At 53.8% G+C, this 25599-nt stretch carries 23 protein-coding genes; 14 read left to right on the top strand and 9 right to left on the bottom strand.

Going from position 1 to position 25599, the window contains the following annotated elements:
• Positions 1–40: 40 nt before the first annotated feature.
• The gene (gene fhuE, locus ACUY4S_RS14255) at positions 41–2233 is read right to left on the bottom strand and encodes a ferric-rhodotorulic acid/ferric-coprogen receptor FhuE (RefSeq protein ID WP_458022314.1); all 2193 of its coding nucleotides are present in this window, start codon (positions 2231–2233) and stop codon (positions 41–43) included.
• 341 nt (positions 2234–2574) lie between these two features.
• Here fhuE and hinT point away from each other — a divergent pair, with 341 nt between their 5' ends.
• From hinT to ACUY4S_RS14215, 8 genes are all read left to right on the top strand, one after another.
• Entirely contained in the window at positions 2575–2934 is a 360-nt protein-coding gene (gene hinT / locus ACUY4S_RS14250) for a purine nucleoside phosphoramidase (RefSeq protein WP_312685695.1), read from the top strand.
• A 1-nt stretch (position 2935) separates the two neighbouring features.
• Positions 2936–3310, top strand: a complete 375-nt coding sequence (locus ACUY4S_RS14245) for a YcfL family putative periplasmic lipoprotein (RefSeq protein WP_458022313.1) — start codon at positions 2936–2938, stop codon at positions 3308–3310.
• A 10-nt stretch (positions 3311–3320) separates the two neighbouring features.
• Positions 3321–3980, top strand: coding sequence for a penicillin-binding protein activator LpoB (gene lpoB, locus ACUY4S_RS14240; protein WP_312685698.1), 660 nt, complete (start codon positions 3321–3323; stop codon positions 3978–3980).
• Positions 3961–4785 carry a thiamine kinase gene (gene thiK, locus ACUY4S_RS14235; protein ID WP_458022312.1) on the top strand — a complete coding sequence of 275 codons (825 nt, stop codon included), beginning with the start codon at positions 3961–3963 and terminating at the stop codon, positions 4783–4785. The genes lpoB and thiK overlap by 20 nt, the downstream gene beginning before the upstream one ends.
• Before the next feature lie 2 nt (positions 4786–4787).
• Complete coding sequence (nagZ, locus tag ACUY4S_RS14230; protein WP_458022347.1) at positions 4788–5813, top strand: beta-N-acetylhexosaminidase; 1026 nt, start codon at positions 4788–4790, stop codon at positions 5811–5813.
• Positions 5814–5849: 36 nt separating this feature from the next.
• Entirely contained in the window at positions 5850–6392 is a 543-nt protein-coding gene (ycfP, locus tag ACUY4S_RS14225; RefSeq protein ID WP_312685701.1) for an alpha/beta hydrolase YcfP, read from the top strand.
• A 275-nt stretch (positions 6393–6667) separates the two neighbouring features.
• A complete protein-coding gene (locus ACUY4S_RS14220; RefSeq protein ID WP_312685702.1) occupies positions 6668–7972 on the top strand; it encodes an NAD(P)/FAD-dependent oxidoreductase in 1305 nt (434 codons plus the stop codon).
• Positions 7973–8172: 200 nt separating this feature from the next.
• Positions 8173–8712, top strand: a complete 540-nt coding sequence (locus tag ACUY4S_RS14215) for a glycine zipper 2TM domain-containing protein (protein WP_312685704.1) — start codon at positions 8173–8175, stop codon at positions 8710–8712.
• A 528-nt stretch (positions 8713–9240) separates the two neighbouring features.
• On the opposite strand, the gene ACUY4S_RS14210 is transcribed toward ACUY4S_RS14215, so the two are convergent.
• Positions 9241–9876, bottom strand: coding sequence for a TetR/AcrR family transcriptional regulator (locus ACUY4S_RS14210; RefSeq protein ID WP_458022311.1), 636 nt, complete (start codon positions 9874–9876; stop codon positions 9241–9243).
• 244 nt (positions 9877–10120) lie between these two features.
• On the opposite strand from ACUY4S_RS14210, the gene bhsA reads away from it, so the two are divergent.
• Positions 10121–10378, top strand: coding sequence for a multiple stress resistance protein BhsA (gene bhsA / locus ACUY4S_RS14205; protein ID WP_458022310.1), 258 nt, complete (start codon positions 10121–10123; stop codon positions 10376–10378).
• A gap of 83 nt (positions 10379–10461) precedes the next feature.
• On the opposite strand, the gene ldtC is transcribed toward bhsA, so the two are convergent.
• The 3 genes from ldtC to ACUY4S_RS14190 form a co-directional block, all read right to left on the bottom strand.
• Positions 10462–11427, bottom strand: coding sequence for a L,D-transpeptidase LdtC (gene ldtC, locus ACUY4S_RS14200; protein ID WP_458022309.1), 966 nt, complete (start codon positions 11425–11427; stop codon positions 10462–10464).
• A gap of 159 nt (positions 11428–11586) precedes the next feature.
• Entirely contained in the window at positions 11587–15033 is a 3447-nt protein-coding gene (gene mfd / locus ACUY4S_RS14195) for a transcription-repair coupling factor (RefSeq protein WP_458022308.1), read from the bottom strand.
• Between the two features lie 112 nt (positions 15034–15145).
• On the bottom strand, positions 15146–16219 hold the full coding sequence (locus ACUY4S_RS14190) for an acyltransferase family protein (RefSeq protein WP_458022307.1): 1074 nt from the start codon (positions 16217–16219) through the stop codon (positions 15146–15148).
• 290 nt (positions 16220–16509) lie between these two features.
• On the opposite strand from ACUY4S_RS14190, the gene lolC reads away from it, so the two are divergent.
• Genes lolC through cobB form a run of 5 tightly spaced genes read left to right on the top strand, consistent with a single transcriptional unit; the run spans position 16510 to position 21431 of the window.
• Positions 16510–17709: a lipoprotein-releasing ABC transporter permease subunit LolC gene (gene lolC / locus ACUY4S_RS14185; protein WP_312685715.1), complete on the top strand. Its 1200-nt coding sequence runs from the start codon at positions 16510–16512 to the stop codon at positions 17707–17709.
• Complete coding sequence (gene lolD, locus ACUY4S_RS14180; RefSeq protein ID WP_312685716.1) at positions 17702–18403, top strand: lipoprotein-releasing ABC transporter ATP-binding protein LolD; 702 nt, start codon at positions 17702–17704, stop codon at positions 18401–18403. The genes lolC and lolD overlap by 8 nt, the downstream gene beginning before the upstream one ends.
• Positions 18403–19647 carry a lipoprotein-releasing ABC transporter permease subunit LolE gene (lolE, locus tag ACUY4S_RS14175; protein WP_458022306.1) on the top strand — a complete coding sequence of 415 codons (1245 nt, stop codon included), beginning with the start codon at positions 18403–18405 and terminating at the stop codon, positions 19645–19647. The genes lolD and lolE overlap by 1 nt, the downstream gene beginning before the upstream one ends.
• A 35-nt stretch (positions 19648–19682) precedes the next feature.
• The gene (gene nagK, locus ACUY4S_RS14170; RefSeq protein WP_458022305.1) at positions 19683–20600 is read left to right on the top strand and encodes an N-acetylglucosamine kinase; all 918 of its coding nucleotides are present in this window, start codon (positions 19683–19685) and stop codon (positions 20598–20600) included.
• Between the two features lie 9 nt (positions 20601–20609).
• The gene (cobB, locus tag ACUY4S_RS14165; RefSeq protein WP_458022304.1) at positions 20610–21431 is read left to right on the top strand and encodes a Sir2 family NAD+-dependent deacetylase; all 822 of its coding nucleotides are present in this window, start codon (positions 20610–20612) and stop codon (positions 21429–21431) included.
• Positions 21432–21525: 94 nt separating this feature from the next.
• Here cobB and potD read toward each other — a convergent pair whose 3' ends face one another.
• The 4 genes from potD to potA are packed head-to-tail and all read right to left on the bottom strand — an operon-like array spanning position 21526 to position 25332.
• On the bottom strand, positions 21526–22572 hold the full coding sequence (gene potD / locus ACUY4S_RS14160; protein WP_458022303.1) for a spermidine/putrescine ABC transporter substrate-binding protein PotD: 1047 nt from the start codon (positions 22570–22572) through the stop codon (positions 21526–21528).
• Positions 22573–23358 carry a spermidine/putrescine ABC transporter permease PotC gene (potC, locus tag ACUY4S_RS14155; protein WP_312685723.1) on the bottom strand — a complete coding sequence of 262 codons (786 nt, stop codon included), beginning with the start codon at positions 23356–23358 and terminating at the stop codon, positions 22573–22575.
• Complete coding sequence (gene potB / locus ACUY4S_RS14150) at positions 23355–24212, bottom strand: spermidine/putrescine ABC transporter permease PotB (RefSeq protein WP_458022302.1); 858 nt, start codon at positions 24210–24212, stop codon at positions 23355–23357. Before potB ends, potC begins: the two co-directional genes overlap by 4 nt.
• Positions 24196–25332, bottom strand: coding sequence for a spermidine/putrescine ABC transporter ATP-binding protein PotA (gene potA / locus ACUY4S_RS14145; protein WP_312685726.1), 1137 nt, complete (start codon positions 25330–25332; stop codon positions 24196–24198). The genes potB and potA overlap by 17 nt, the downstream gene beginning before the upstream one ends.
• Positions 25333–25599 lie beyond the last annotated feature (267 nt).

Below are 25599 nucleotides of genomic sequence, written 5' to 3'. Positions count from 1 at the left end.
AAGGGGAGCCAAAAGGCTCCCCGGGCAGGAATAGCGATGATCAGAAATCGTAATTCGCACTCACCGAGAAGTTACGCGGCGCGCCATACACCGTGTAGCTGCCGACGTAATCGTAATATTCCCGGTCGAACAGGTTGTTGAGGTTTGCCTGAACAGAGAGGTTCTTCGTGACCTGGTAGCGGCTGAAGAGGTTTACCAGCGCATAGCTGCCTTGTACCGCACGGTCGGTTGAGCCGGAAGGGCCAGTTGCGTCATTCCATGTCTTGTTCTGCCAGTTAACGCCGCCGCCGATGGTCAAGTCTGGCAGCATCGGCAACTGGTAACGGGTGAACAATTTCATGGTGGTACGCGGCTGATCGGAACTGACCGTCTTGCCGTCTTTATCTTCTGCCACAAAACGGGTGGCACCGAAAGTTAATTGCCAGTTATCTGTCAGCGCACCGTTCAGCTCAAACTCAATCCCTTTGCTGACTACGCCATCCAGCGATTCGTAGATCGATTCACCGCTTGGCATATAGGTATAGGTGTTATTCGCGACGCCGTCCTGCTCAATGCGGAACACCGCGATGGAAGTGGTCAGACGGGTATTGAACCAGTCTGCTTTGACGCCGGCTTCATAACTCTTGCCGGTGGTTGGGTCGAGATAACGACCGCTGGCATTACGCTTGTCCTGCGGCTGGAAAATCTCGGTGTAGCTGACGTAAGTCGACCAGTCTTCATTGATGTCATAAACTAGCCCGGCGTACGGCGTCACATCATCTTTGGTGCTGTGCAGACGCGTATCCGGCGAACCGGCCGGGTTATAGCGAATATCGTAATCGGTATAACGTGCGCCGACGATCAGGTGTAGCGGATCGGCCAGCGAGAAGCGGGCGGACGCATAAGCAGAAGACTGACGGATATCATCTTTGCTGTAGAGTGCCCAGGCGCTCCAGGTTGGATCGGCGATATTGCTGTTCCAGCCATTGGTGAAACTGCCCACGTTAACCGTGCTGTCGGGGAGCGGCAGGGAGTTGTCGTAATGGTTACGCTGGCGGCTGTAGCTGCCGCCAAACATCACTTCATGCTGACGGCCAAAGAGATCAAACCCGCCCCGCAGGAAGGCGTCAACGGCATCTTGTTTACGCTCGCCACGGTTCCAGCCGCCATAGCCGACCAGACCATCGCCGGTATCTCTGTCGGCATAGCCGTACATATACATCAATTTGCTGTCGAAATTGGTTTTCGCATGCATACCATTGATGTGTGCTTCCCAGCCATCGCCAAAGCGCTGGGTCAAATTGGCGAAGAGCCTGGTGTTGTCTTTGTTGGAGTAGGCCCAGTCGGGCGCAACCGTGGTGCTGCGATCGTATTTTGCTTTTGCGCCGTCGCTGTACCAGGTTGGCAATCCGCCCCATGTTGGGCTGTCGGTGTTGCTTTCCTGGTATTCATAGCCCACTGAAAGCGTGGTGCTGTCGGTGACGTCGGCATCAACGACACCGTAAAGGAATTTTTTGCGATAGTGGTAGTTATCCACCCAACTGTCATTGTCCTGATAGCCGGTAATCAGGCGGCCACGCACTTTACCCGATTCAACCAACGGGGCTTGTAAGTCCAGGACATAGCGCTGTTTGTCCCAACTGCCATAGCTTGCTGAGGCAGAACCTTTAAAGGTGTTACTGTCGGCATGTTTACGCACCATGTTGACATAGGCCGACGGGTTCCCGGTACCAGACATCAACCCCGTGGCACCACGTACCACTTCAATACGATCATAAATTGCCGTATCGGCAGCGGTGTCGCCAAAGTTCCATACTTCACTGATCGAGGTCGGCAGATCATCGTAGGCGTAGTTGCTTACGAAGAAGCCGCGGGAGTAGAACACCGTCCGGTCGCTATCCTGTACCTGCGCCGTTACGCCGGTGGTATTGGTCAGCACCTGACCAATGGATTGCAGATTCTGATCCTGCATACGCTGCTGGCTGACGACGCTAACGGACTGTGGAATGTCGCGTGGCACCAGTAGCAGTTTTGTGCCAGTGGTGGTGGTTTTGACACTGTAATCCTGATCCTGGCTGGCGGTAATGTCGCCGCTATTTGTCGCAGTACCTTCTACCACGACAGTCTCTTCAGATGTGGTGGTGTCAGCTAATGCGCCAGCCGGCGCAAGCGCCATGGCAATGCACACGGCAAGCAGGGAAGGTGTGGCAGCGAGCGGACGCGCGTCGTCCCTGGCGTGTTGAGTGAAAGACATGAATAAACCCTTCATGGTGTGTTTAAGGGAGTGTCCGGCGGCGATACGTTGTCGCGGGGGACGTTGGTTTTAATTTGTTGGATAGTAATCGCGCATGGAAATGCAAATGCGAAATATACGCATTCACTACAATGATGTAAACAGATGTAAGCAGTAATGATGAAATGCCGTTTCAGCATGCTGAAAATAGGTTGTTGGCTATTCCTGCGCCAGAGGTACCTGAAACCAGAAAGAAAAAGTGCGTTATGGTTGAAACGATAAGAGTATCTCGATCATACTTGAGAGCTATAATTGACGACGGCCGCGGGCACATTCCCCCGCGCTCATAAAAGGAAAACGTCATGGCCGAAGAAACCATTTTCAGTAAGATTATTCGTCGTGAAATCCCCTCCGACATTGTGTATCAGGATGAACTTGTCACCGCGTTCCGGGACATCTCTCCGCAGGCTCCAACGCATGTGCTGATCGTACCTAATATCCTGATCCCGACGGTAAATGATGTGACCGAGGCGCATGAACAAGCGCTTGGCCGTATGCTGACCGTGGCGGCGAAGATCGCGCGTGCAGAAGGCATTGATGAAGATGGTTACCGTTTGATCATGAACTGTAATCGCCATGGCGGGCAGGAGGTATATCATATCCATATGCACTTGCTGGGTGGACGCGCGCTTGGGCCGATGCTGGCGCAGAAAGGTCTCTGACATGACAAGAGGGCGTGTTGCGTTATTACTGGCGGCATTGACGCTGACAGGGTGCACTTCGCATCCCGCGATCCCGGTGGCCAGCGATCAATCCCTGGTAATGGAGTCCAGTATCCTGGCGGCTGGCATCACTGCAGAACCGCCGACATTAAACACGCAGGAACTCCAGCCCTCCGCGTCCTCCCGGCTGTTTAACGAAAGAAAACAGCCTGTAACTGTGCATTATCGTTTTTACTGGTATGACGCCAGAGGTCTGGAAATGCATCCCCTGGAAGCGCCACGCAGCGTGACTATCCCGGCAAATTCCGCCGTGACGTTGTACGGCAGCGCGAACTATCTGGGTGCACATAACGTCAGACTTTATCTCTACCTGTAAGGGGTGACACTTGATTAAAACTATTGGACGCTATGCCCTTTTGACGAGCTTCGCCATGTTGCTCTCGGGGTGTATTATTCGCGGCGAACAGCAACCGGCGCCGGTCGATCAGGCGGGCGCGGGAACACAGCAACCCACGCCACAACAGCCGCAGCAACCGGTGCCAACGGTACCGTCTGTGCCGTCGATTCCTACGCAGCAGCCAGGACCGATTGAACATCAGGAGCAAAATGGCCAGCCTGTACCACGTGAACGTCACTATGACTGGAATGGCGCGGTGCAACCGATGGTCGGCAAAATGCTGCAGGCCAGCGGCGCCACTGCCGGCAGTGTGCTGCTGGTGGACAGCGTAAACAACCGCACCAACGGTTCCATTAATACTGGTGAAGCGACCGAAGTCGTGCGCAATGCGCTGGCGAACAATGGCAAATTTACGCTGATTACCGCGCAGCAGCTTGGCGTGGCGAAGCAGCAACTGGGCTTGTCACCGCAGGACAGCCTGGGAACGCGCAGCAAAGCTATTGGTATCGCGCGAAATGTCGGGGCGCAGTATGTGCTCTATTCCAATGCAACCGGCAACGCCAATGCCCCAGGTCTGCAAATGCAATTGATGCTGGTGCAGACCGGCGAAATCATCTGGTCGGGTAAAGGTGCGGTTCAGCAACAGTAAGCTTACGCGTGACGCCTTTCTGTCACGCTATTTCCCGCAGTACGCTCCCGTCGCCAGCCAGAATACCGGGCTGAGCGGCGGGAGCTGTCTTATTAGCGACGGGCAGCATTACCTTGTGCTGCGCCATCGGCATCAGGCAACGTCTTCGCCATTTTCCCGTCAGTATCGTGTCTTTAAACATCTGCCCCACGCCATTGCGCCACGCGGCTGGCTTTATACCCGTGAGTGGATGGTGATTGACTACCTGCCCGGAGAAACACGAAGCGAGCTGCCGCCTGGTGACGAGCTGGCAGCGTTGCTATATACGTTGCACAGCCAGCCCTGCTTTGGCTGGCCGATCTCGTTGCTGCCGTTGCTGGAGGGCTACTGGCAACAGTCATCAGCCACTCGCCGCACGCTTATGTGGTTGCGTCAGTTAAAACGGCTGCGTCGACAGGGAGAACCGCGACCCTTGCGGCTGGGGCCGTTACATATGGATGTGCATGCCGGTAATCTGGTGCACGGGCCTCAAGGCTTGAGGCTTATCGATTGGGAATATGCCGGTGATGGCGATGTGGCGCTTGAACTGGCGTCTGTATGGATGACAAGCGAAACGCAACGCCATCACCTTGTGCAGGATTACGCGCAACGGGCCGCGATCGCCCCGAATTTACTGTGGCGGCAGGTCTTGCGCTGGCGGCCCTGGGTTTTGATGTTGATGGCGGGCTGGTATGAGTGCCGCTGGCAGCAGACAGGCGAACAACAATTTATTGCACTGGCGAACGAAATCTGGCGCCAGCTACAAACTGAAGGAAGAGAGAGGTGAGTGTGGGTCCGGTCATGTTGGATGTGGAAGGGTACGAACTGGATGCGGAAGAGCGCGAAATTTTGGCGCATCCGCTGGTGGGCGGCTTGATCCTCTTTACCCGTAATTATCACGATCCGGCGCAACTGCGGGAACTGGTGCGCCAGATCCGCAGTGCGTCGCATCATCGCCTGGTGGTGGCTGTCGATCAGGAAGGCGGTCGCGTGCAGCGTTTTCGTGACGGGTTTACCCGTCTGCCTGCGGCTCAGGCCTTCGCGGCGCTGCATGGGCTGGAAGAGGGTGGGCGACTGGCGCAGGATGCGGGCTGGTTGATGGCCAGCGAGATGATCGCCATGGATATTGATATCAGTTTCGCTCCAGTGCTCGATGTGGGGCATATCAGCGCGGCCATCGGAGAGCGCTCATACCATGCCGATCCGGAGAAGGCGCTGGCGATGGCGACACACTTTATCGACGGTATGCACAGTGCAGGCATGAAAACGACGGGCAAACACTTCCCCGGCCACGGAGCAGTGACGGCGGACTCGCATAAAGAGACACCGCGCGACCCGCGCCCGCAAGCGGAGATCCGGGCGAAAGACATGTCTGTGTTCCGTCAGTTGATTGAACAGAACAAGCTGGACGCCATCATGCCCGCCCACGTGATCTATGCTGATGCCGATCCACGTCCTGCCAGCGGTTCCCCCTACTGGCTCAAAACCGTGCTCCGTGGGGAACTGGGTTTTGACGGTGTGATTTTTTCTGACGATTTGTCGATGGAAGGTGCGGCCATTATGGGCAGCTATGCGGAGCGCGGTCAGACATCGCTGGACGCCGGTTGCGATATGATCCTGGTCTGCAATAATCGTAAAGGTGCCGTCAGTGTGTTAGATAACCTGTCGCCGATCAATGCAGAACGTGTTACGCAATTGTATCATAAAGGTTCATATTCTCGTCAGGAGTTGATGAGTTCTGCGCGCTGGAAATCTGTCAGTCAGCAGCTCGAGCGGTTACAGGAGCGCTGGCAGGAACAGAAAGCGGCTCATTAATGCCTGCGGACGCGATGTCGAAGTGGTGAGGATACCATGATTATCTATTTACACGGTTTTGACTCAAACAGCCCCGGCAACCATGAAAAAGTGTTGCAGTTGCAGTTTATCGACCCGGATGTGCGACTGATCAGTTACAGTACCCGGCACCCGAAACATGACATGCAGCATCTGCTGAAAGAAGTCGACAAGATGCTGCAACTTAATGTCGACGAGCGTCCGCTTATTTGCGGTGTCGGTCTTGGCGGCTACTGGGCGGAACGTATCGGCTTTTTGTGCGATATCCGCCAGGTGATCTTTAACCCTAACCTGTTCCCCTACGAGAACATGGAAGGGAAAATCGATCGTCCGGAAGAGTATCTTGATATCGCCACCAAATGCGTGTCTAACTTCCGCGAAAAAAACCGCGATCGTTGCCTTGTAATTTTATCGCGCAACGATGAAGCGCTCGACAATCAGCGGGCGTCGGAGGAGTTGCATCACTATTACGAAATAGTCTGGGACGAAGAGCAGTCGCATAAGTTTAAAAATATCTCGCCGCATCTTCAGCGTATCAAAGCGTTTAAAACCCTCGGTTAAGTCTCTCCCGGCAGGGTCGCTCTGCCGGCAAACCCTCTCTTTTCTTCTGTTACCGCTGATTTTACGCATTCCCTCGCTCATTTTTTGGTGAGACGTCTACACTTGTTCATCTTTTAGGCATCAAAACTTGATGTACATCAATTTTGGTATGACCAATGAACCTGACGTGATATTCTCAGTAGCAATGTTGGTTTGCAAGCCTGTAACCCTTTGTTAACTAAAGGCTATTTATATAACTTTTAGTTAACAATTGGTTAATATTTTAGGGGGTCACTTTGACTACACCATTGAAAAAGATTGTGATTGTTGGTGGTGGTGCTGGCGGTCTGGAACTGGCAACGCAGCTGGGCAAAAAGCTCGGCCGTGGTAAAAAAGCCAAAATCACGCTGGTGGATCGCAACCATAGTCATTTATGGAAACCGCTGCTGCACGAAGTGGCGACAGGATCGCTGGATGAAGGCGTCGATGCTCTGAGCTATCTGGCCCATGCGCGTAACCACCATTTCCAGTTCCAGCTCGGTTCTGTAGTAGACATCAATCGCGAGAGCAAAACCATTACGCTGGCTGAACTGCGTGATGAGAAAGGTGAACTGCTGGTGCCTGAGCGCAAGCTGGCTTACGACACGCTGGTAATGGCGTTGGGAAGCACCTCCAACGACTTCAACACGCCAGGTGTTAAAGAGCACTGCATTTTCCTTGATAACCCGCACCAGGCGCGTCGCTTCCACCAGGAAATGTTAAACCTGTTCCTGAAGTATTCCGCCAACCTTGGCGCAAACGGCAAAGTGAATATCGCGATTGTCGGCGGCGGGGCGACGGGGGTCGAGTTGTCTGCGGAACTGCATAACGCAGTGAAACAGCTGCACAGCTATGGCTACAAAGGTCTTACCAACGATGCACTGAACGTGACGCTGGTAGAAGCTGGTGAGCGTATTCTGCCTGCGTTGCCGCCGCGTATTTCCGGCGCGGCACACAACGAACTGACCAAAATGGGCGTCCGCGTATTGACCCAGACCATGGTCACCAGCGCGGATGAAGGCGGTCTGCATACCAAAGAAGGTGAATACATCCAGGCCGACCTGATGGTCTGGGCTGCAGGGATCAAAGCGCCGGACTTTATGAAAGAGATCGGCGGCCTGGAAACGAACCGCATAAATCAACTGGTGGTCGAACCGACGCTGCAAACCACACGCGACGCCGATATTTATGCCATTGGCGATTGTGCTTCCTGCGCTCGTCCGGAAGGGGGCTTCGTGCCGCCGCGCGCACAGGCCGCTCACCAGATGGCCAGCCTCGCGCTGCACAACATTCTGGCACAGAGAAAAGACAAGCCACTGAAAGCCTATGTCTATAAAGATCACGGTTCGCTGGTGTCGTTGTCGAACTTCTCTACGGTTGGCAGCCTGATGGGTAACCTGATGCGCGGCTCAATGATGATTGAAGGCCGTATCGCGCGTTTCGTCTATATTTCGCTGTACCGCATGCACCAGATTGCCCTGCACGGCTATTTCAAAACCGGTCTGATGATGCTGGTAGGCAGTATTAACCGCGTGATCCGTCCACGTTTGAAACTGCACTAATCATTGTCTGCCTTTGCGCTCTCGTGACGTTGTGTCGCGGGAGCGCTATTTCCTCCTGTCGATGAGCGTTATAGCGTTCGGAGAACTCTGAATATCCCCGTTTACCCCGTATATATCCCATTTTTTCCACTCTTTCCGATTGGCTTAATGCTTGCCCGAGTTGCAAAATTGTTACTAATACAAACGAGGGAGGAAATCCTGTGAATAAATCAATGTTAGCGGGTATCGGTATTGGCGTGGCCGCTGCACTGGGCGTTGCCGCGGTTGCCAGCCTGAATGTGTTCGACCGTGGACCTCAATATGCGCAGGTAGTCTCTGCCACGCCAATCAAAGAGAGTATTAAAACCCCCCGTGAAGAGTGCCGTAATGTGACCATGACGCACCGTCGCCCCGTGCAGGACGAAAACCGTATCACCGGTTCTGTTCTCGGCGCGGTGGCCGGCGGCGTACTGGGGCATCAGTTCGGCGGCGGACGCGGTCGGGACGTGGCCACCGTTGTTGGCGCGTTAGGTGGCGGCTATGCGGGTAATCAGATTCAGGGCGGGTTGCAAGAACGGGATACTTACACCACGACCCAGCAACGTTGTAAAACCGTGTATGACAAATCAGAAAAAATGATCGGTTATGACGTGACGTACAAAATTGGCGACCAACAGGGAAAAATCCGTATGGACAGAGATCCAGGAACGCAAATTCCGCTGGATAGCAATGGTCAGCTTATTTTGAATAACAAAGCATAAAACAGATGTACTCTGCATGTTGGCTCCCCAATTGCTCAGGCTGGGGAGCCTTTTTTCATTAAAAAAGCCTTACATTGCTGCAAGGCTTTAATGGGTCATATGAAGTCGTGTTGGCGAACCACCAGTACACCGGTGATGAGAACAGAAATAAAAGCAAAAAGTACCGAACCCCCACACAAAATCCACAGACCCAATAACAATGTTATTACTATTAACACTTTAATGAATGGTAATAGCAAAATCATCTCCATATTCCTTCTGCATGTGTTAAGTCAGTGAAATGCCTTTTATTCACGGTACAAATTCAGTACGGCTTGTAGAGCGAGAGTAAAGGAAAGTCATAGCTTATCGCATCTTCATGACGCTTATTATTCACGTATCACTCGAGCTAATCATTAGCAAGGCAATAATCACAATTAAGCATAGGAAAGGCGGCAAAAATAGCTGATAGATTTTACCTATTATTAAGATAGGCTGCGGCGAACAAAAGAGAACCCGAACGGCACCGTGCCGTCGGGTTAACGGGGGTCACACCTGAAGAAGGGTAGGCCATAGCCGCAGTGTCGTGCGGGTGATTTGCAGCAGTTTCTCGCAACTTGCGCCTTCACGCGCGCTCACCGACATGCCCTGCAGAACACAACCAAGGAACTGCGACAGCACTTGTGGATCGGCACTTGCCGGGATCTCTCCCCGCTGCTGGCGACGGGTAATAAACTGTAGCAGCGTCTCTTCCTGCTGCGCGTGGCGGGATTTAATGGTTTCCGCGATGGCATGTGAAGAGGCCGCGAGGGTCGCCGAAGTATTAATCATAAAACAGCCAGCAGGGGTATCGGCACTGGTAAAACACCTGGCGACAGCGGTGAAGTACGCCAGCAATGCCTGCTCTACGGGGGTGTCGTCCTGGTGCAAAGGCGCTTCGTGCTGGTTGGCAAATCGCGCGATATAGCGATCCAGTACCGCACGAAAGAGCCCCTCTTTGTTGGTGAACTCGGCATACAGCGTCGGTGCTTTCGCCCCGGTCGCCTCAACGAGATCGGATAATGATGTGGCTTCGTAGCCATGCTGCCAGAACAGCGCCATGGCTTTGTCGAGCGCCGCTTCCCTGTCGAACACTTTCGGTCGGCCACGGCTTTTTTTGGTGCAACTGGTCATTTCAGTCGTCATAGGGCCGCTTACCTTTGTTGGTTTGTTGAACGTACATTATAAAAACATTCCGTCAGCGTGACCAGCGACAAATAGCACAAATAATTAAATCTTATGTTTATGAATTTTAAGCAATTACATTTTTAAATAACGATCGTTATAAAAATAAGTTGACGCGTGATGAAAATCACACTTATCATTTACCTATCGATCGTTAACATATTCGATAACGATACCCTTCATCTGCATTACAGGTAATAACATCATGACTAACGTAAAACCTTTTTTTGCTGCTGCTGTGCTCAGTTCTCTCTCTTTCGCAAGCTTCGCTGCGGTTGAAGTTCAGTCTGCTCCTGCAGGCCAGCAAGAACTCGCAACGGTGGGTGTTTCCGCCAGTACTAACCTGAGTTCTGTAGAGAACAAACTGGCGCAGAAAGCGGAACAGATGGGCGCAAAGTCCTATCGCATTACGTCTGTGACAGGTACTGATAAACTGCATGGTACTGCGGTTCTTTATAAATAAGGTCAACCCCCTCATTGACCCTTATGCCTCTGCCATAAAAAAGGCCTGCATTGATGCAGGCCTTTTTTGTGCGCGCGATATTGTCAGAGCATCTGCGCGTTTTCGTCGTGATAACGGGTCACGTCCACCGGCATGCCGGAGCGGACCTCCATAGCATGTGTCATCACCTCTGCATCACTGCGCGCATCGTCTTTAAACGCCTGCATGGCGGCGTTGAGTATGATCGGCAGCGTTTTCGGATCGTCATCAATCGCTTTGGATAAGGGCTGATGCACTTCCACCAGGCGGGTGCCGTCCGGTTCGACCGACGCTTTGATCGGCGTATTAATAATGTTCACCGGCGTACCGGGTGAGACCGCGGCATAGAGCGCGGAAATATCCCCGTCGCGCAGGCGAATACAGCCGGAACTGACACGCATGCCTATCCCAAAATCGGCATTGGTGCCGTGTAACAAATAAACCCCGCCAAAAGCCGCCAGGCGGATCGCGTGGTGCCCCATCGGGTTATCCGGCCCGGCCGGAACCACGGCAGGTAAATCAATACCCTGGGCTTTATAACGCGCGCGAATGTTTGCTGTCGGTGTCCAGGTTGGATTGGCGCGTTTATCCGAAACCGTTGTTACCATTGTCGGCGTGAGAGTATCGCCGCCCAGCTGGCCAATGCCGATCGGGTAGACAATCACTTCACTTTTTCCGGGGGGATAATAGTAAAGACGTAACTCGGCGAGATTAATGACAATCCCTTTACGCGGCGCATCCGGCAGCAGGGTTTGCAAGGGAATGGTTAACACGCTGCCTGCCCTGGGAACATAGGGGTCAACGCCGGGGTTAGCCTGAAGCAATGCCAGAAAACCGACATTGTATTTTTTGGCGATCGCTTCCAGCGAGCCGCCGTCATTTTGTACCACGTGAAAGCGATTTTCACCGACCACGCGGCTTCCCGTCGGGGGCAATGGCCAGTTATTGGCGCGGGTAGGGAATGAAAGCACCGCCGTCATTGCAACGGTTACAAGCGCAAGCCAGAGGGAGAAGCGGAGCGTTTTAATCATGATCATAATCCATGTTAATCATAAGGTTATTTTTATAGGACTGTGTGATGGGATTATGGTGTGCCAGCATGTCGGGAAGTCCTGGCCGAATGCAAAATGTTGTAAATGTTTAGCGCAAATGAAAAGGCCAGGTCTGATGAGCTGGCCTCTGGGACGACATCAGGCGATAGCGTTGTCGGCAAGCTGGCGCATAAAATTACGCACCCAGTCCATGCGGGTTTTTCGTTCCGCCAGATCTTGTGTGAATTTAAGCCTGGTCGGGCCATCAAGGCGGAAATGCTGCGGTTGTTTTTGCAACAAACCGATCAGCCAGCCCGGGTTGACGTTATTTTTCTCGTTGAATTCAATCACGCCACCTTTTTCATTGCCTTCTAGCTTACGAATACCGAGTTTCTGTGCCTGCTGGCGGAGCAGGGCGATATCCAGCAATGTGCGGGCGGCATCCGGCAGCAATCCGAAGCGGTCAATCAGCTCAACTTTAATCTCGTCCAGCGCATTTTCATCCTTCGCACTGGCAATGCGCTTATAGAATGACAGGCGCGTGTTTACATCCGGAATAAAGTCATCCGGCAATAGCGATGGCATGCGCAATTCCACCTCCGTTTGCTGGCTGGTGAGATCTTCCAGCGAGGGCTCGCGACCCGCCTTTAACGCCTCGACCGCGTTCTCCAGCAGTTCCATATAGAGTGAGAAACCAATGGTTTCCATTTGCCCGCTTTGATCTTCGCCAAGCAGTTCGCCAGCGCCACGGATCTCCAGATCATGGGTTGCCAGCGCGAAGCCTGCGCCCAAATCTTCCAGCGAGGCAATGGCTTCCAGACGCTTCTGCGCATCGGTGGTCATGGCTTTGGGATGTGGCGTGAGCAGCCACGCATAGGCCTGATGGTGCGAACGCCCGACGCGACCACGCAACTGATGGAGCTGGGCAAGGCCGAAATGGTCGGCGCGCTCAATGATGATTGTGTTCGCGGTAGGAATATCAATCCCGGTTTCGATAATGGTCGTGCAGACCAGCACATTAAACCGTTGATGATGGAAATCATTCATCACTCGTTCCAGTTCGCGTTCGCGCATCTGGCCGTGACCGATAGCAATACGCGCCTCCGGCACCAGTTCCGCCAGCCTGTCTGCCGCTTTCTGAATATTTTCCACATCGTTATACAGATAATAGACCTGGCCGCCGCGCAACACTTCACGCAGGATGGCTTCACGTACCACCAGATTATCGTATTCCCGTACAAAGGTTTTCACTGCCAGACGGCGAGCGGGGGGAGTGGCGATAATCGACAGATCGCGCATGCCGCTCATCGCCATATTCAGCGTGCGCGGGATAGGCGTCGCTGTCAGGGTCAGAATGTCGACATCGGCGCGCATGGCTTTAATCCGCTCTTTATGGCGCACGCCAAAACGGTGTTCTTCGTCAACGATCAGCAGACCGAGATCTTTCACCTTTACGTCGTTTTGCAGCAGCTTATGGGTGCCAATCAGGATATCGACTTTGCCTTCTGCCGTCTGTTCCAGCACCTGTGCCTGCTCCTTTGCGCTGCGGAAGCGCGAAAGCAGCTCAATACGAACCGGCCAGTTGGCAAATCGATCGCGGAAATTGTCAAAGTGCTGCTGTGCGAGCAACGTCGTGGGCACCAGCACGGCGACCTGCTTATTGTTTTCGACCGCAAGGAAAGCGGCGCGCATTGCCACTTCGGTCTTACCAAAGCCAACATCGCCGCATACCAGTCGGTCCATCGCCAGTGGCTGACACATATCGCTGAGCACGGCGTTAATGGCCTGCGCCTGGTCCGGCGTGGTTTCAAAAGGGAAGCCATCGCAAAACAGCTGATACTGCTCACGGTCGTGTTTAAAGGCGAAGCCTGCTTTTGCTGCGCGCTGGGCATAGATATCCAGTAATTCAGCTGCCACGTCGCGTACTTTCTCTGCGGCTTTCTGCCGCGCACGCGTCCAGGCATCGCTGCCCAGTTTATGCAGCGGGGCATTGTCTTCCGCACCGCCTGCATAGCGGCTGATCAGATGCAGTGACGACACCGGAACATACAATTTGGCATCGTTAGCATAGGTCAGCATCAGGTACTCATTTTTGATCCCGCCGGTTTCAAGCGTGGTCATCCCGGCATAACGCCCAACCCCATGCTCAAGATGCACAACGGGCTGGCCATCATGCAATTCGGCGAGGTTACGGATCAAGGTGTCCGGATTGATTGTCCGACGGCTATCCTGGCGGCGGCGGGCAACACGTTCGCCCAGCAAGTCGCTTTCACAAATCAGCGCGCGGTTACGCAGGGTATCGATAAAACCGTGCTCCGCCGCGCCTGTTATCAACCAGCTGCCCGCAGAGGTGGCCTCGTCAAGACGACGGATACGTTTCGGCGCGACTTTAATGCGTGCCAGCAGCTCAATCAACGCTTCACGACGGCCTTCACTCTCAACGGAAAACACCACCGGGCCGTTGAAGGCTTCAAGGAATTTTCGCAGGTTATCCAGCGGTGATTTTTGCTGCGCCTGCACGGCCAGATCCGGCAGCGACTGGTAACCCAGATTGCTGTGCCCGGCCTTCTCGGGCACATGCTCGCTTTTGAGTTGAATGCGAGGCCATTTCTTCAGCTCGCTGAAGAGGGCATCGACACGCAGCCACAGCGCTTCCGGTGGCAATAAGGGCCGCATGGGATCCACGCCGCGGTTCTCGAAACGTGCTTGCGTCTCTTGCTGAAAACGCTCGGCGCTGGCCTCAAGATCGCCCGTGTTGACCAGCAACGTATTGGCCGGGAAGTAGCTGAACAGGGGCGGCAACGGTTCGTTGAAAAACAGCGGTTGCCAGTACTCAATGCCCGCAGGCAGCGTACCTTTACTTACCTGCTGATAGATGTGTTCGGCATCGCGTTTGACATCAAATTTATCGCGCCATTGGCTGCGAAACAGTTCAATGGCCGTTTTGTCCGTCGGAAACTCATGAGCAGGTAACAAATTGATCGCTTCGACTTCTTCCAGCGTGCGCTGGGTATCGGCATCAAAAAGACGCAGGCTGTCGATTTCATCATCGAAAAAGTCGAGCCGGAAAGGCTGCACACTGCCCATGGGATACAGATCAAGCAATGCACCGCGGGTAGCATATTCGCCGTGCTCCATAACCTGATCAACATGGCGATAGCCCGCACTGTTTAACTGTTCGCGCAACTGATCGCGGGACAGGCGCTGCCCTTTTTTCATCACCAGCGCGTGGCCGTTCAGAAAGTTATGTGGGCAAACACGCTGCATCAACGTATTAACGGGAATAATTAAAACGCCGCGCTGCATTGAGGGCAATTGATATAACGTCGATAGCCGCGATGAGATAATCTCCTGGTGCGGTGAGAAGCTGTCATAAGGCAGCGTTTCCCAGTCGGCAAGATTGATGACCAGGTTATCGGTAAACTGCGCGATCTCATCCTGCAAACGCAGAGCGTTCTGCATATCGGGGGCGATCAACACCACCGGGCCGGGATGACGCTCAATGATCTCAGCCACTTCAGTTGCACAGGCAGCACCAGTGAGTTCACCCAACTGGCGCTGGTCACCGGCTTTCGTCGGCAGGGAATAACGGTATTGTTCAGGCATAGACAGTATCGGGGTCTCTGAAGGATATACCCCCATATGGGGGCATACCACTGATACGCAATCCCTTTATTATCTGCGATTGCGCCGTTTTAGCCAAGCCGAAGGCGCAGGATTAGCGCGTCGCAGCAGCCGGGCGCAGCTTCGCAGGCGGGGTGAAAAAGAGATCGGCAAACAGCGCGCTGGAGAGTTTACGCACCAGCAGCCCGACCAGGGTGCAAATCAACAGTGCCGCAAAGGGATAGACCATCAGCAGCGCCAGCTCGACTTTTGGCGGCCAGGCACCGGCATTCAGAGGTTTAAGCAACGCAAGGCTTAACCCTTCAATCAAAATACGGTGGGTGGTGTAAATCGCCAGCGTATTGGAGCCCACCACATTCAGCAGGCTATTTTCACTGGGCGGAAAGCGCTGCTCCAGCGCCCAGAACAGCCGCATAATCCCGACAATTGACAGCAGGCACAGCGGCAGGGGCATATTGAACATCCATAAACCGAATGCGACCGCCACGGCAACGGCGAACAACAGGGCGTAGCGGCGAAGGGGTACCGTTTTAACCCACTCCATTAAGGCGTTGCCGTACCAGGCCCCCAGACTGTAAAAAATCATATTACGCACAACGCTGTTCATTCCCCACCACGGCAGCGGCAGGAAATTAATGGCGAGGCTGGCGAGGACCATCAGTCCCAGCACCGGTACTTTCCATCTGCTCAACAATTTACACAGTGTGAAATAGACCACCAGTGCATAGAGGTACCACAAACTGGTGCTGGCCGTGAGCATACCCGCTAAAAACTCGTGCCAGTTGTCGGCGTAAGCGGCATTGGAGGCATTGCTGAGATCGCGATCCGGTGCCAGCCAGTCGTTAATGTGGCTTAAGCCGACCCATTGCAGCACGCCCCAGAGTGCCAGTACGTAAACAATGCTCCAGATGCGTTTATCGAGTGTCTCTTTCCACGGCATATCGTCAATGTAGCGGCGGATCAAATAGCCAGAGATAAAGAAGAAGACCGGCATACGGAATGGAGCGAGGTAAAGATTAAAATAGACCCAACACTTTGCCAGCGTTTGTGACCATTGGTGTTGGAAAAGATCCAAATGCGGGTAAAAAGTAATTACTGAGTGATATATTACCACCAGGCAAATACATAACCCTTTGATCTGATTAATCCATAATGCTTTCTTTTTCATTAGCGTCGTTGCCTGTTATTGCCAAAATTTCGACTACTGATCCTGGTGAGCAGGGTCGGGGCTGTAATGAGGAAGTGTCTGTATTTGTTCATTTTCGGATTATGTCGACGGACGGGAATGACGAAATGGATGAACAATAGCGTGTTGACCCAGGGCGATGCGTAATTAGCAAATTGATTTTTCGGTATTTTTTTGAAACTTGATGACGAATTCTTACGGTTTCACTCATTTACGCTCTGCGCTTTCGCTTATATACTTCTCAATCTGCTATCAGCAATCAGACGGATTTCATGTACCAGCCTGTCACTCTTTTCATCGGTCTGCGCTATATGCGTGGGCGTGCAGCGGACCGCTTCGGTCGCTTTGTCTCCTGGCTCTCGACCATTGGCATCACCCTCGGCGTTATGGCGCTGGTCACGGTGTTATCGGTGATGAATGGCTTTGAGCGCGAGCTGCAAAACAACATCCTGGGGCTAATGCCGCAGGCAACTCTGACCACCCAAAACGGCTCGTTGAACCCGCAGCAGTTACCCGCGAATCAGCTGAAACTGCAGGGGGTGACGCGTATTGCGCCGCTGACCACTGGCGATGTCGTGCTGCAAAGTGCGCGCAGTGTGGCGGTGGGGGTAATGATGGGGATTGACCCGACGCAGAACGATCCGTTGACCCGCTACCTGGTTAACGTCAAGCAGAGCGAACTGCAGGCGGGGCAATACAACATTATCCTGGGTGAGCAACTGGCCGGGCAGTTGGGCGTTAACCGGGGCGATCAAATCCGTGTCATGGTGCCTTCCGCAAGCCAGTTTACGCCGATGGGGCGTTTGCCAAGCCAGCGCCTGTTTACCGTCATTGGGACTTTCGCTGCCAATAGCGAAGTCGATGAATACCAGATGCTGGTCAATATTGACGATGCCTCGCGCCTGATGCGTTACCCGGCGGGCAATATCACCGGCTGGCGGTTGTGGCTTAATGAGCCGCTGAAAGTCGATGTGCTCAGCCAACAGGCGCTGCCCACAGGCACCAAATGGCAGGACTGGCGCGATCGCAAAGGGGAGTTATTCCAGGCGGTACGCATGGAAAAAAACATGATGGGGCTGCTGTTGAGCCTGATTGTGGCCGTGGCGGCATTTAACATCATTACCTCCCTTGGCCTGATGGTGATGGAGAAACAGGGCGAAGTGGCCATACTGCAAACCCAGGGGCTGACGCCGCGCCAGATCATGGCGGTGTTTATGGTGCAGGGTGCCAGCGCCGGTATTATCGGTGCGTTGCTCGGTGCCGTGCTCGGGGCGTTGCTGGCCAGCCAGTTGAATAACCTGATGCCGATCATCGGTGCATTGCTTGACGGTGCGGCGCTGCCGGTGGCCATTGAACCGTTGCAGGTCATCACGATTGCGCTGGTGGCGATGGCCATTGCGCTGCTTTCTACGCTTTATCCTTCCTGGCGCGCCGCCGCCACTCAACCCGCTGAGGCTTTACGTTATGAATAAGATCCTGTTGCAATGCGACAACCTGTGCAAACGCTATCAGGAAGGCTCCGTGCAAACTGATGTGCTGCACGATGTCAGTTTCAGCGTGGCGGAAGGGGAACTGATGGCCATTGTCGGCAGTTCCGGTTCCGGTAAAAGTACGTTGTTGCATCTGTTGGGCGGGCTGGATACTCCGACCTCTGGCGACGTGATTTTTCGCGATCAGCCGATGAGTAAACTCTCGTCTGCGGCCAAGGCAGAGCTGCGTAACCGCGAGCTGGGCTTTATCTACCAGTTTCATCACCTGCTGCCAGATTTTACCGCGCTGGAAAACGTGGCGATGCCACTGTTGATTGGTAAAAAGAAACCGGCAGAGATCGAAACCCGCGCCCGCGAAATGCTGGCAGCTGTGGGTCTTGAGCACCGCGCACGCCATCGTCCTTCGGAGCTTTCCGGCGGTGAACGCCAGCGTGTGGCGATTGCCCGTGCGCTGGTGAATAACCCGCGCCTGGTACTGGCGGACGAGCCCACCGGCAACCTTGATGCCCGCAACGCAGACAGCATTTTTCAGCTGTTGGGTGAATTAAATCGTTCGCAGGGCACGGCGTTCCTCGTCGTAACCCATGATCTGCAACTGGCGAAGCGAATGAACCGCCAGCTTGAGATGCGCGACGGCCGCCTGAACGCAGAACTCTCCCTGATGGGGGCCGAGTAATGGCATCGCCTCTTTCGTTACTGATTGCCCTGCGCTTTAGTCGCGGTCGTCGGCGGGGCGGTATGGTGTCGCTGATTTCAGTGATCTCCACCGTAGGCATTGCGCTGGGCGTTGCCGTGTTGATTGTGGGACTGAGTGCGATGAACGGCTTCGAGCGGGAGCTGAATAATCGCATTCTGGCGGTGGTGCCGCATGGTGAAATCGAGCCGGTCAACCAGCCGTGGAATAACTGGAACGACGCGCTGGCAAAAGTGAAAAAAGTGCCTGGCATCGCCGCCGCTGCGCCATACATCAATTTTACCGGTCTGGTGGAGAGTGGCGCCAATCTGCGGGCCATTCAGGTCAAAGGTGTGGATCCGGTTCAGGAAACGGATCTGAGCGCGTTACCGAAGTATGTGCAGGGGAATGCCTGGCAGAATTTTAAAGCCGGCGAGCAGCAAATCATTCTCGGTAAAGGGGTTGCCGATGCGCTGAAAGTGAAACAGGGCGACTGGGTTTCAATTATGATCCCTAACTCTGACGATGCGCACAAACTGCTGCAGCCAAAACGCGTGCGGCTGCATGTGACGGGTATTTTGCAACTGAGCGGGCAGCTTGACCACGGTTTTGCCATGATCCCCATGCCGGATGCCCAGCAGTATCTGGACATGGGCGGTAGCGTGACGGGCATCGACATTAAAGTGAACGATGTGTTCAATGCCAATAAACTGGTGCGCGACGCGGGTGAAGTGACCAACAGCTATGTTTATATCAAAAGCTGGATCGGCAAATACGGATACATGTACCGCGACATTCAGATGATCCGCGCCATTATGTATCTGGCGATGGTCCTGGTCATTGGCGTAGCCTGTTTTAACATTGTTTCGACGCTGGTGATGGCAGTAAAAGACAAAAGCGGCGATATTGCCGTACTGCGTACGCTCGGGGCGAAAGACGGTCTTATCCGTGCGGTTTTTGTCTGGTACGGCTTGCTGGCGGGCCTGTTGGGCAGCGTGTGCGGTGTGGTGATTGGCGTGGCGGCTTCATTACAGCTGACCGCTATTATCAATGTGATTGAGAAGATGATTGGCCATTCGTTTTTGTCGGGCGATATCTACTTCATCGACTTTCTGCCATCGGAACTGCATCCGCTGGATGTGGTATACGTGCTGGCAACCGCACTGTTGCTCAGCCTGCTGGCGAGCTGGTACCCGGCCCGACGGGCGAGCAATATTGATCCGGCACGAGTCCTGAGCGGGCAATAACGCCGACATCGACAGGCCACAACCAAGGAGTGGCGATGCATTACGGGTTTGATATTGGCGGCAGTAAAATCGCGTTAGGCGTCTTTGATGCCGGGCGGCGTATACAATGGGAAACGCGCGTGCCCACGCCCCACGACAGCTATACGTCTTTCCTGCGTGCCATTGCACAACTGGTGGCTGAAGCGGATGCACGCTTTGGCATGAAAGGCAGCGTCGGTATAGGTATTCCGGGGATGCCGGAAACCGCCGATGGTACGTTATACGCCGCCAATCTCCCTGCTGCCAGCGGGCAGCCGCTGCGCCGCGATCTCTGCGCGCTGTTGGGCAGGGACGTTCGCATAGACAATGACGCCAACTGCTTTACCCTCTCTGAAGCCTGGGATGATGAGTTCCGCCAGTATCCGCTGGTGATGGGGCTGATCCTCGGCACAGGCGTGGGGGGTGGGCTGGTGATCAACGGCAAATCCGTGAGCGGGCACCGGTTTATTACCGGCGAATTTGGTCATATTCGTCTGCCTGTTGATGCGCTTGGGTTGATGGGGTTTGACTTTCCGCTGACCCGCTGCGGCTGCGGCAAAATCGGTTGTATTGAAAACTACCTTTCCGGTCGTGGTTTTGCATGGTTGTATAAACACTTCTACCATCAATCACTGTCCGCACCGGAAATCATCACGCGCTGGGAACAGGGTGAGGCAAAAGCACAATCCCATGTCGAGCGCTATGTGGATTTGCTGGCGGTCTGCCTGGGCAATATCCTGACGATAATTGACCCGGATCTGCTGGTGATTGGCGGTGGGTTATCAAATTTCAGCGCGTTGACGCAACTGCTGCCGGCACGTATCCGTCCGCATTTGCTGCCAGCGGGCGAGGTGCCGCGTATTGAGCGTGCACGCCACGGCGACGCGGGTGGTATGCGCGGCGCTGCGTTTCTTCATCTTACTGACCCGTCCTGAGAGGATGCCATGCAATCGCGACGTTCACATCGTCTCAGCCGTTTTCGCCGTAACAAGCGCCGCCTGCGCGAACGCTTACGCCAGCGAATTTTTTTCCGTGACGCAATGGTGCCTGAAGTAATGGAAAAACCAAGAGTCGTTGTTCTGACCGGGGCGGGGATTTCCGCCGAGTCCGGGATCCGCACCTTCCGTGCGGCAGATGGGTTATGGGAAGAGCATCATGTGGAAGATGTGGCAACGCCGGAAGGCTTTGCCCGCAACCCGCAACTGGTGCAACGTTTTTATAACGATCGCCGTCGGCAGTTGCAGCAGCCGGAAATCGTGCCTAACGCCGCCCATCTGGCGCTGGCAAAACTGGAGCAGGCGCTGGGCGACCGTTTTCTGCTGATCACGCAGAATATCGATAACCTGCATGAACGCGCCGGTAATCAAAACATCATCCATATGCATGGCGAACTGCTGAAAGTGCGCTGTTCGCAGAGCGGTCAGGTGCTGAACTGGGCACACGATGTTAACCAGGACGACAAATGCCACTGCTGCCAGTTCCCGGCGCCGCTGCGCCCGCATGTGGTGTGGTTTGGTGAAATGCCGCTGGGGATGGATGAGATCTACAGTGCGCTGGCGATGGCAGACGTCTTTATTGCCATCGGCACGTCTGGCCATGTTTACCCCGCAGCCGGGTTTGTACATGAGGCGAAGCTGCAGGGGGCGCATACCGTAGAGCTGAATCTCGAGCCGAGCCAGGTAGGCAGTGAGTTTGAAGAGAAACATTACGGTCTGGCGAGTGCAGTGGTGCCGGAATATGTAGAAAAACTGCTGAAAGGGCTCTAGCCTTCGGTTGCCATCCGGCCTGTGTCACGGATGGCGTTTACCGTTTTGCCAGCAGGATGGCGCAGCCTGAAAAGCCGTCGCCATCCGGTTGCGATTAACGTCCTGCTTTTAGTTTCTGGTAATACTCTTCGTAAAGGGCGCTGGTGCTGCCAACGTCGTTTTGCCATTCCCCTTTATTAATGGTCTCCGCGTCCGGGTAGAGGGATTTATCGTTCGCCACATCTGCTTTCAGTAACTTACGCGCGGCGAGGTTGGGCGTCGGGTAGCCGATGGTTTCCGCGACTTGTCTGGCAATCTCCGGACGCAGCAGGAAGTTAATCAGCTTCAGAGCACCCTCCACGTTTTTTGCGTTCGCCGGAATGGACAGGCTGTCCATCCAGAAAATACCGCCTTCTTTCGGCCACACAACTTCCAGTGGCGTTCCCGCCTGGCGCGCCACATACGCTGAGCCGTTCCACACCATGCCCAGATTCACTTCGCCTTCCATATAGGGATTAGCCGGGTTATCCGAGTTGAAGGCCGCGACGTTAGGCATCAGTTTTTGCAACTCTTTATACGCGGCCTCAATCTCTTTCGGGTCGGTGGTATTGCCGGAATATCCGAGCTTGCGCAGCGCAATCTGGAACACTTCGCGGGCATCGTCGGTCAGGAGCAGGCTGCTTTTATATTCTGGCTTCCATAAATCCGCCCAACCGGTAACCGTTTTCGGATCCATCGCTTCGCTGTTCACGCCGATTGCCGTCGCTCCCCAGATATAAGGAATGGAGTAATCATTATTGGGATCGAAAGGCTTATTCAGCATTTGCGGGTCGAGATTGTGAAAGTTGGACAGCCTGCTTTTATCTATCTTCTGGATCATGCCCTCTTTACGCATCTTATCGACGTAATAGGTGGAAGGCACCACCAGATCATAGGCACCGTCTTTGTACGTTTTTAGCTTGGCGTACATGGTTTCATTCGACTCATAGGTCGAATAAATAACCTTAATTCCGGTCTCTTTGGTGAACTGCTCCAGCAGCCCTGGCGGCACATACTCGGTCCAGTTATAGAAATAGATCGTTTTGTTGTCGTCCGCATGCGCGACGCTCATCCCAATGGCGAGAACACCTGCTGCGAGCAGGTGGCGTGACCAGTTTTTCATTTACGTCCCCTGAGTTTTTGTTTTATCACGAGCAATAAGCTGGCTGGCAATCACCAGCACCAGCGACAGAACCAACAGAATGGTGGCCAGCGCGTTAACTTCTGGCGACACGCCGACTTTGACCATGGAATAGATCTTCAATGGCAGAATTTCATACCCCGGGCCAGTGACGAAGGAAGAAACCACCACATCGTCCATCGACAGGGTAAAACTGAGCAACCAGCCTGCGGCAACGGCAGGCATTGCCAGCGGCAGGATGATTTTGCGCAGGATGGTAATCTCGCTGGCGCCCAGATCTTTCGCCGCTTCCAGCATGCGCACATCGAAGCCTTTCAGACGCGAAAAAACCGTCACCACCACAAAAGGCAGGCAGAAGGTGATATGCGAGAACAGCAGCGACCAGAACCCCAGTTGCACGCCAAGCAGCATAAATAACACCAGCAGCGAAATAGCCATCACGATATCGGGCGACATCATCACCACAAATAACATGCCGCTGACAAACGGTTTGCCGCGAAAACGGTAACGATAAAGCGCCACCGCTGTCAGGGCGCCAATCAAGGTGGCGAATGAGGCCGACAGCACCGCCATGGTCAGCGAGTGTTGCGCTGCCTGCAGCAAACTGTCGTTGTTAACCAGCAGGCTGTACCACTGAGTCGAAAAGCCCTGCCAGTTAATGCCAAAGCGCGAGCTGTTGAACGAATTGACGATCAGGATAATGATCGGAATATACAGATAAGCATAAATGGCGGTCATAAATCCGCCGCGCAGCAGTCGACCGATCATTCCAGCTCCACCTTCTTATTCAGCAAACGCGCCGCACGCCAGTACACGAGCAGCATCAGCCCCATGACCAGCGTCAGGGTGATACTGGTGGCTGATCCAAACGGCCAGTCACGAATGTTCAGGAACTGGCTTTTGATGACGTTACCGATCAACAGATTTTTTGCGCCACCCATCAAATCGGAGACGTAAAACAGCCCCATAGCCGGCAGCATTACCAACAGGCAACCGGCAACAATCCCCGGCATGGTCAGCGGAATAATAATGCGAATAAACGTTTGTAGCTTACTGGCACCCAGATCTTTTGCTGCTTCCAGCAAGGGCTTATCGAGCTTTTCAATACTCGAATAGAGTGGCATGACCATGAACGGCAACAGAATATAAACCAGCCCAATAATCACCGCCCCTGGCGTAAACATGATGCGCAGCGGCGTGTCGATAATGCCGAGCCACAGCAGGCATTCGTTAAGATAGCCTTTGGTGCTGAGGAAAATCTTTAGTCCGTAAATGCGGATTAGAGAGTTTGTCCAGAAAGGCACTATCAACAAAAACAGCAACAGCGGGCGCACTTTGGCAGGCAGCTTTGCCAGAAACCAGGCGAAGGGATACCCCAGCACCAGGCAAGCCAGCGTGGCTATCGCCGCCATATTCAACGAGTGCAGCAGCACGTCGAGATAGAGCGGATCCAGCAGGCGGGTATAGTTATCCAGCGTGAACACCAGTTTGACGAAATGGGCATCATCACGGGTTAAAAAGCTGGTGGCAATAATCATCAAATTGGGCAGGAAAACGAACAGTACAAGCCAACCGACGACAGTAGCAATCACCCCATTCTGGAATTTACTTGTCCTCTTCATCAGCCAGTACGACCTCCCAACTCTCTACCCAGTTAATGGCCATTTTCTGGTCCAGCGAGTGGTCAAAATCCGGATCATCTTCATTAAAGAATTCGCTGACCATCACCATTTTGCCGTTTTCCAGTTCAACCATTGACTCCAGCGTCATGCCTTTATAGTTGCGCTCGCGCACATAACCAATCAGGCCTTCAACCCCGGCAACATCGTGAATTTCCTCGACGCGCAAATCTTCCGGACGCAGCAGTACATTAAGCCGCTGGCCTTTTTCCACGGCAAAGTTGACGTAAATATTGCATTCGCGACCTTCGACATTCGCGCGCACGCGGCTGTCGTCCAGACGTTCGATCACTGTCGCGCTGAAGATATTGATTTCACCAATAAAACTGGCGACGAACAGGTTTTTCGGCTCTTCGTAAATCTCCCGTGGGGAGCCGTCCTGCTCAATGCGGCCTTCACGCATCACTACAATGCGATCCGACATGGTTAGCGCTTCTTCCTGATCGTGGGTGACGAAAACAAAGGTGATACCGAGCTTACGTTGCAGTGCTTTGAGTTCATTCTGCATCTGCTTACGCAGTTTATAGTCGAGTGCGGAAAGCGACTCATCCAGCAGCAGTAAGCGGGGTTTATTGACCACGGCACGAGCAATGGCAACACGTTGTTGTTGACCACCGGAGAGTTGATGCGGTTTGCGCTGTGCGAACGTTTCCAGTTGCACCATGCGCAGCGCGTCCATCACCCGCGGTGTGATCTCTTGCGAAGGTGTTTTTTGCATCCGCAGGCCAAAGGCCACGTTATCGAAGACGGTCATATGTGGGAAAAGCGCATAGCTTTGAAAGACGGTATTCACATGACGATGCTCCGCCGCAACGTGGGTGATATCGTCAGCATCGAGGTGGATATGGCCAGAATCGACGTTTTCCAGCCCGGCAATCAGTCGCAGAACCGTGGTTTTACCGCAGCCGGAAGGCCCGAGCAGCGTCAGAAATTCGCCGTTATTGATGGTGAGATTGAAATCAGAAATGACATTTTTGCCATCAAAGCTTTTGCGAATACCGGCCAGTTGCACAAGCGGTGAACGCGAACGCGGTTGTGTGTTCAATTTTTTACTCTGTCCCATGTCGACGCATCGAAAGGCTTATCAGATGCGGGGTTTGTGGTTAACCACCTTTGGGTTGTGCACGATTTAAGGGCTGGCATTCTACGGCAAAGCCATGAAATCGCCAATCGTTGTTCTTTGTAAGCCTGCCAGGTGCGGCTTTTCTCAGCTACGTTTATTACGCGGGAGGCAATTTTGAAAATATTCTCGTTTACGGGGTAAAAGTGACCTGACGCAATATTTGTCTTTTCGCGCTTATTGATAATGTTGAGACATTTTGTGGGGGTG

This window comes from Kosakonia beeri (genome assembly GCF_054165705.1).
This window is presented reverse-complemented; position numbering and strand designations above follow the sequence as displayed.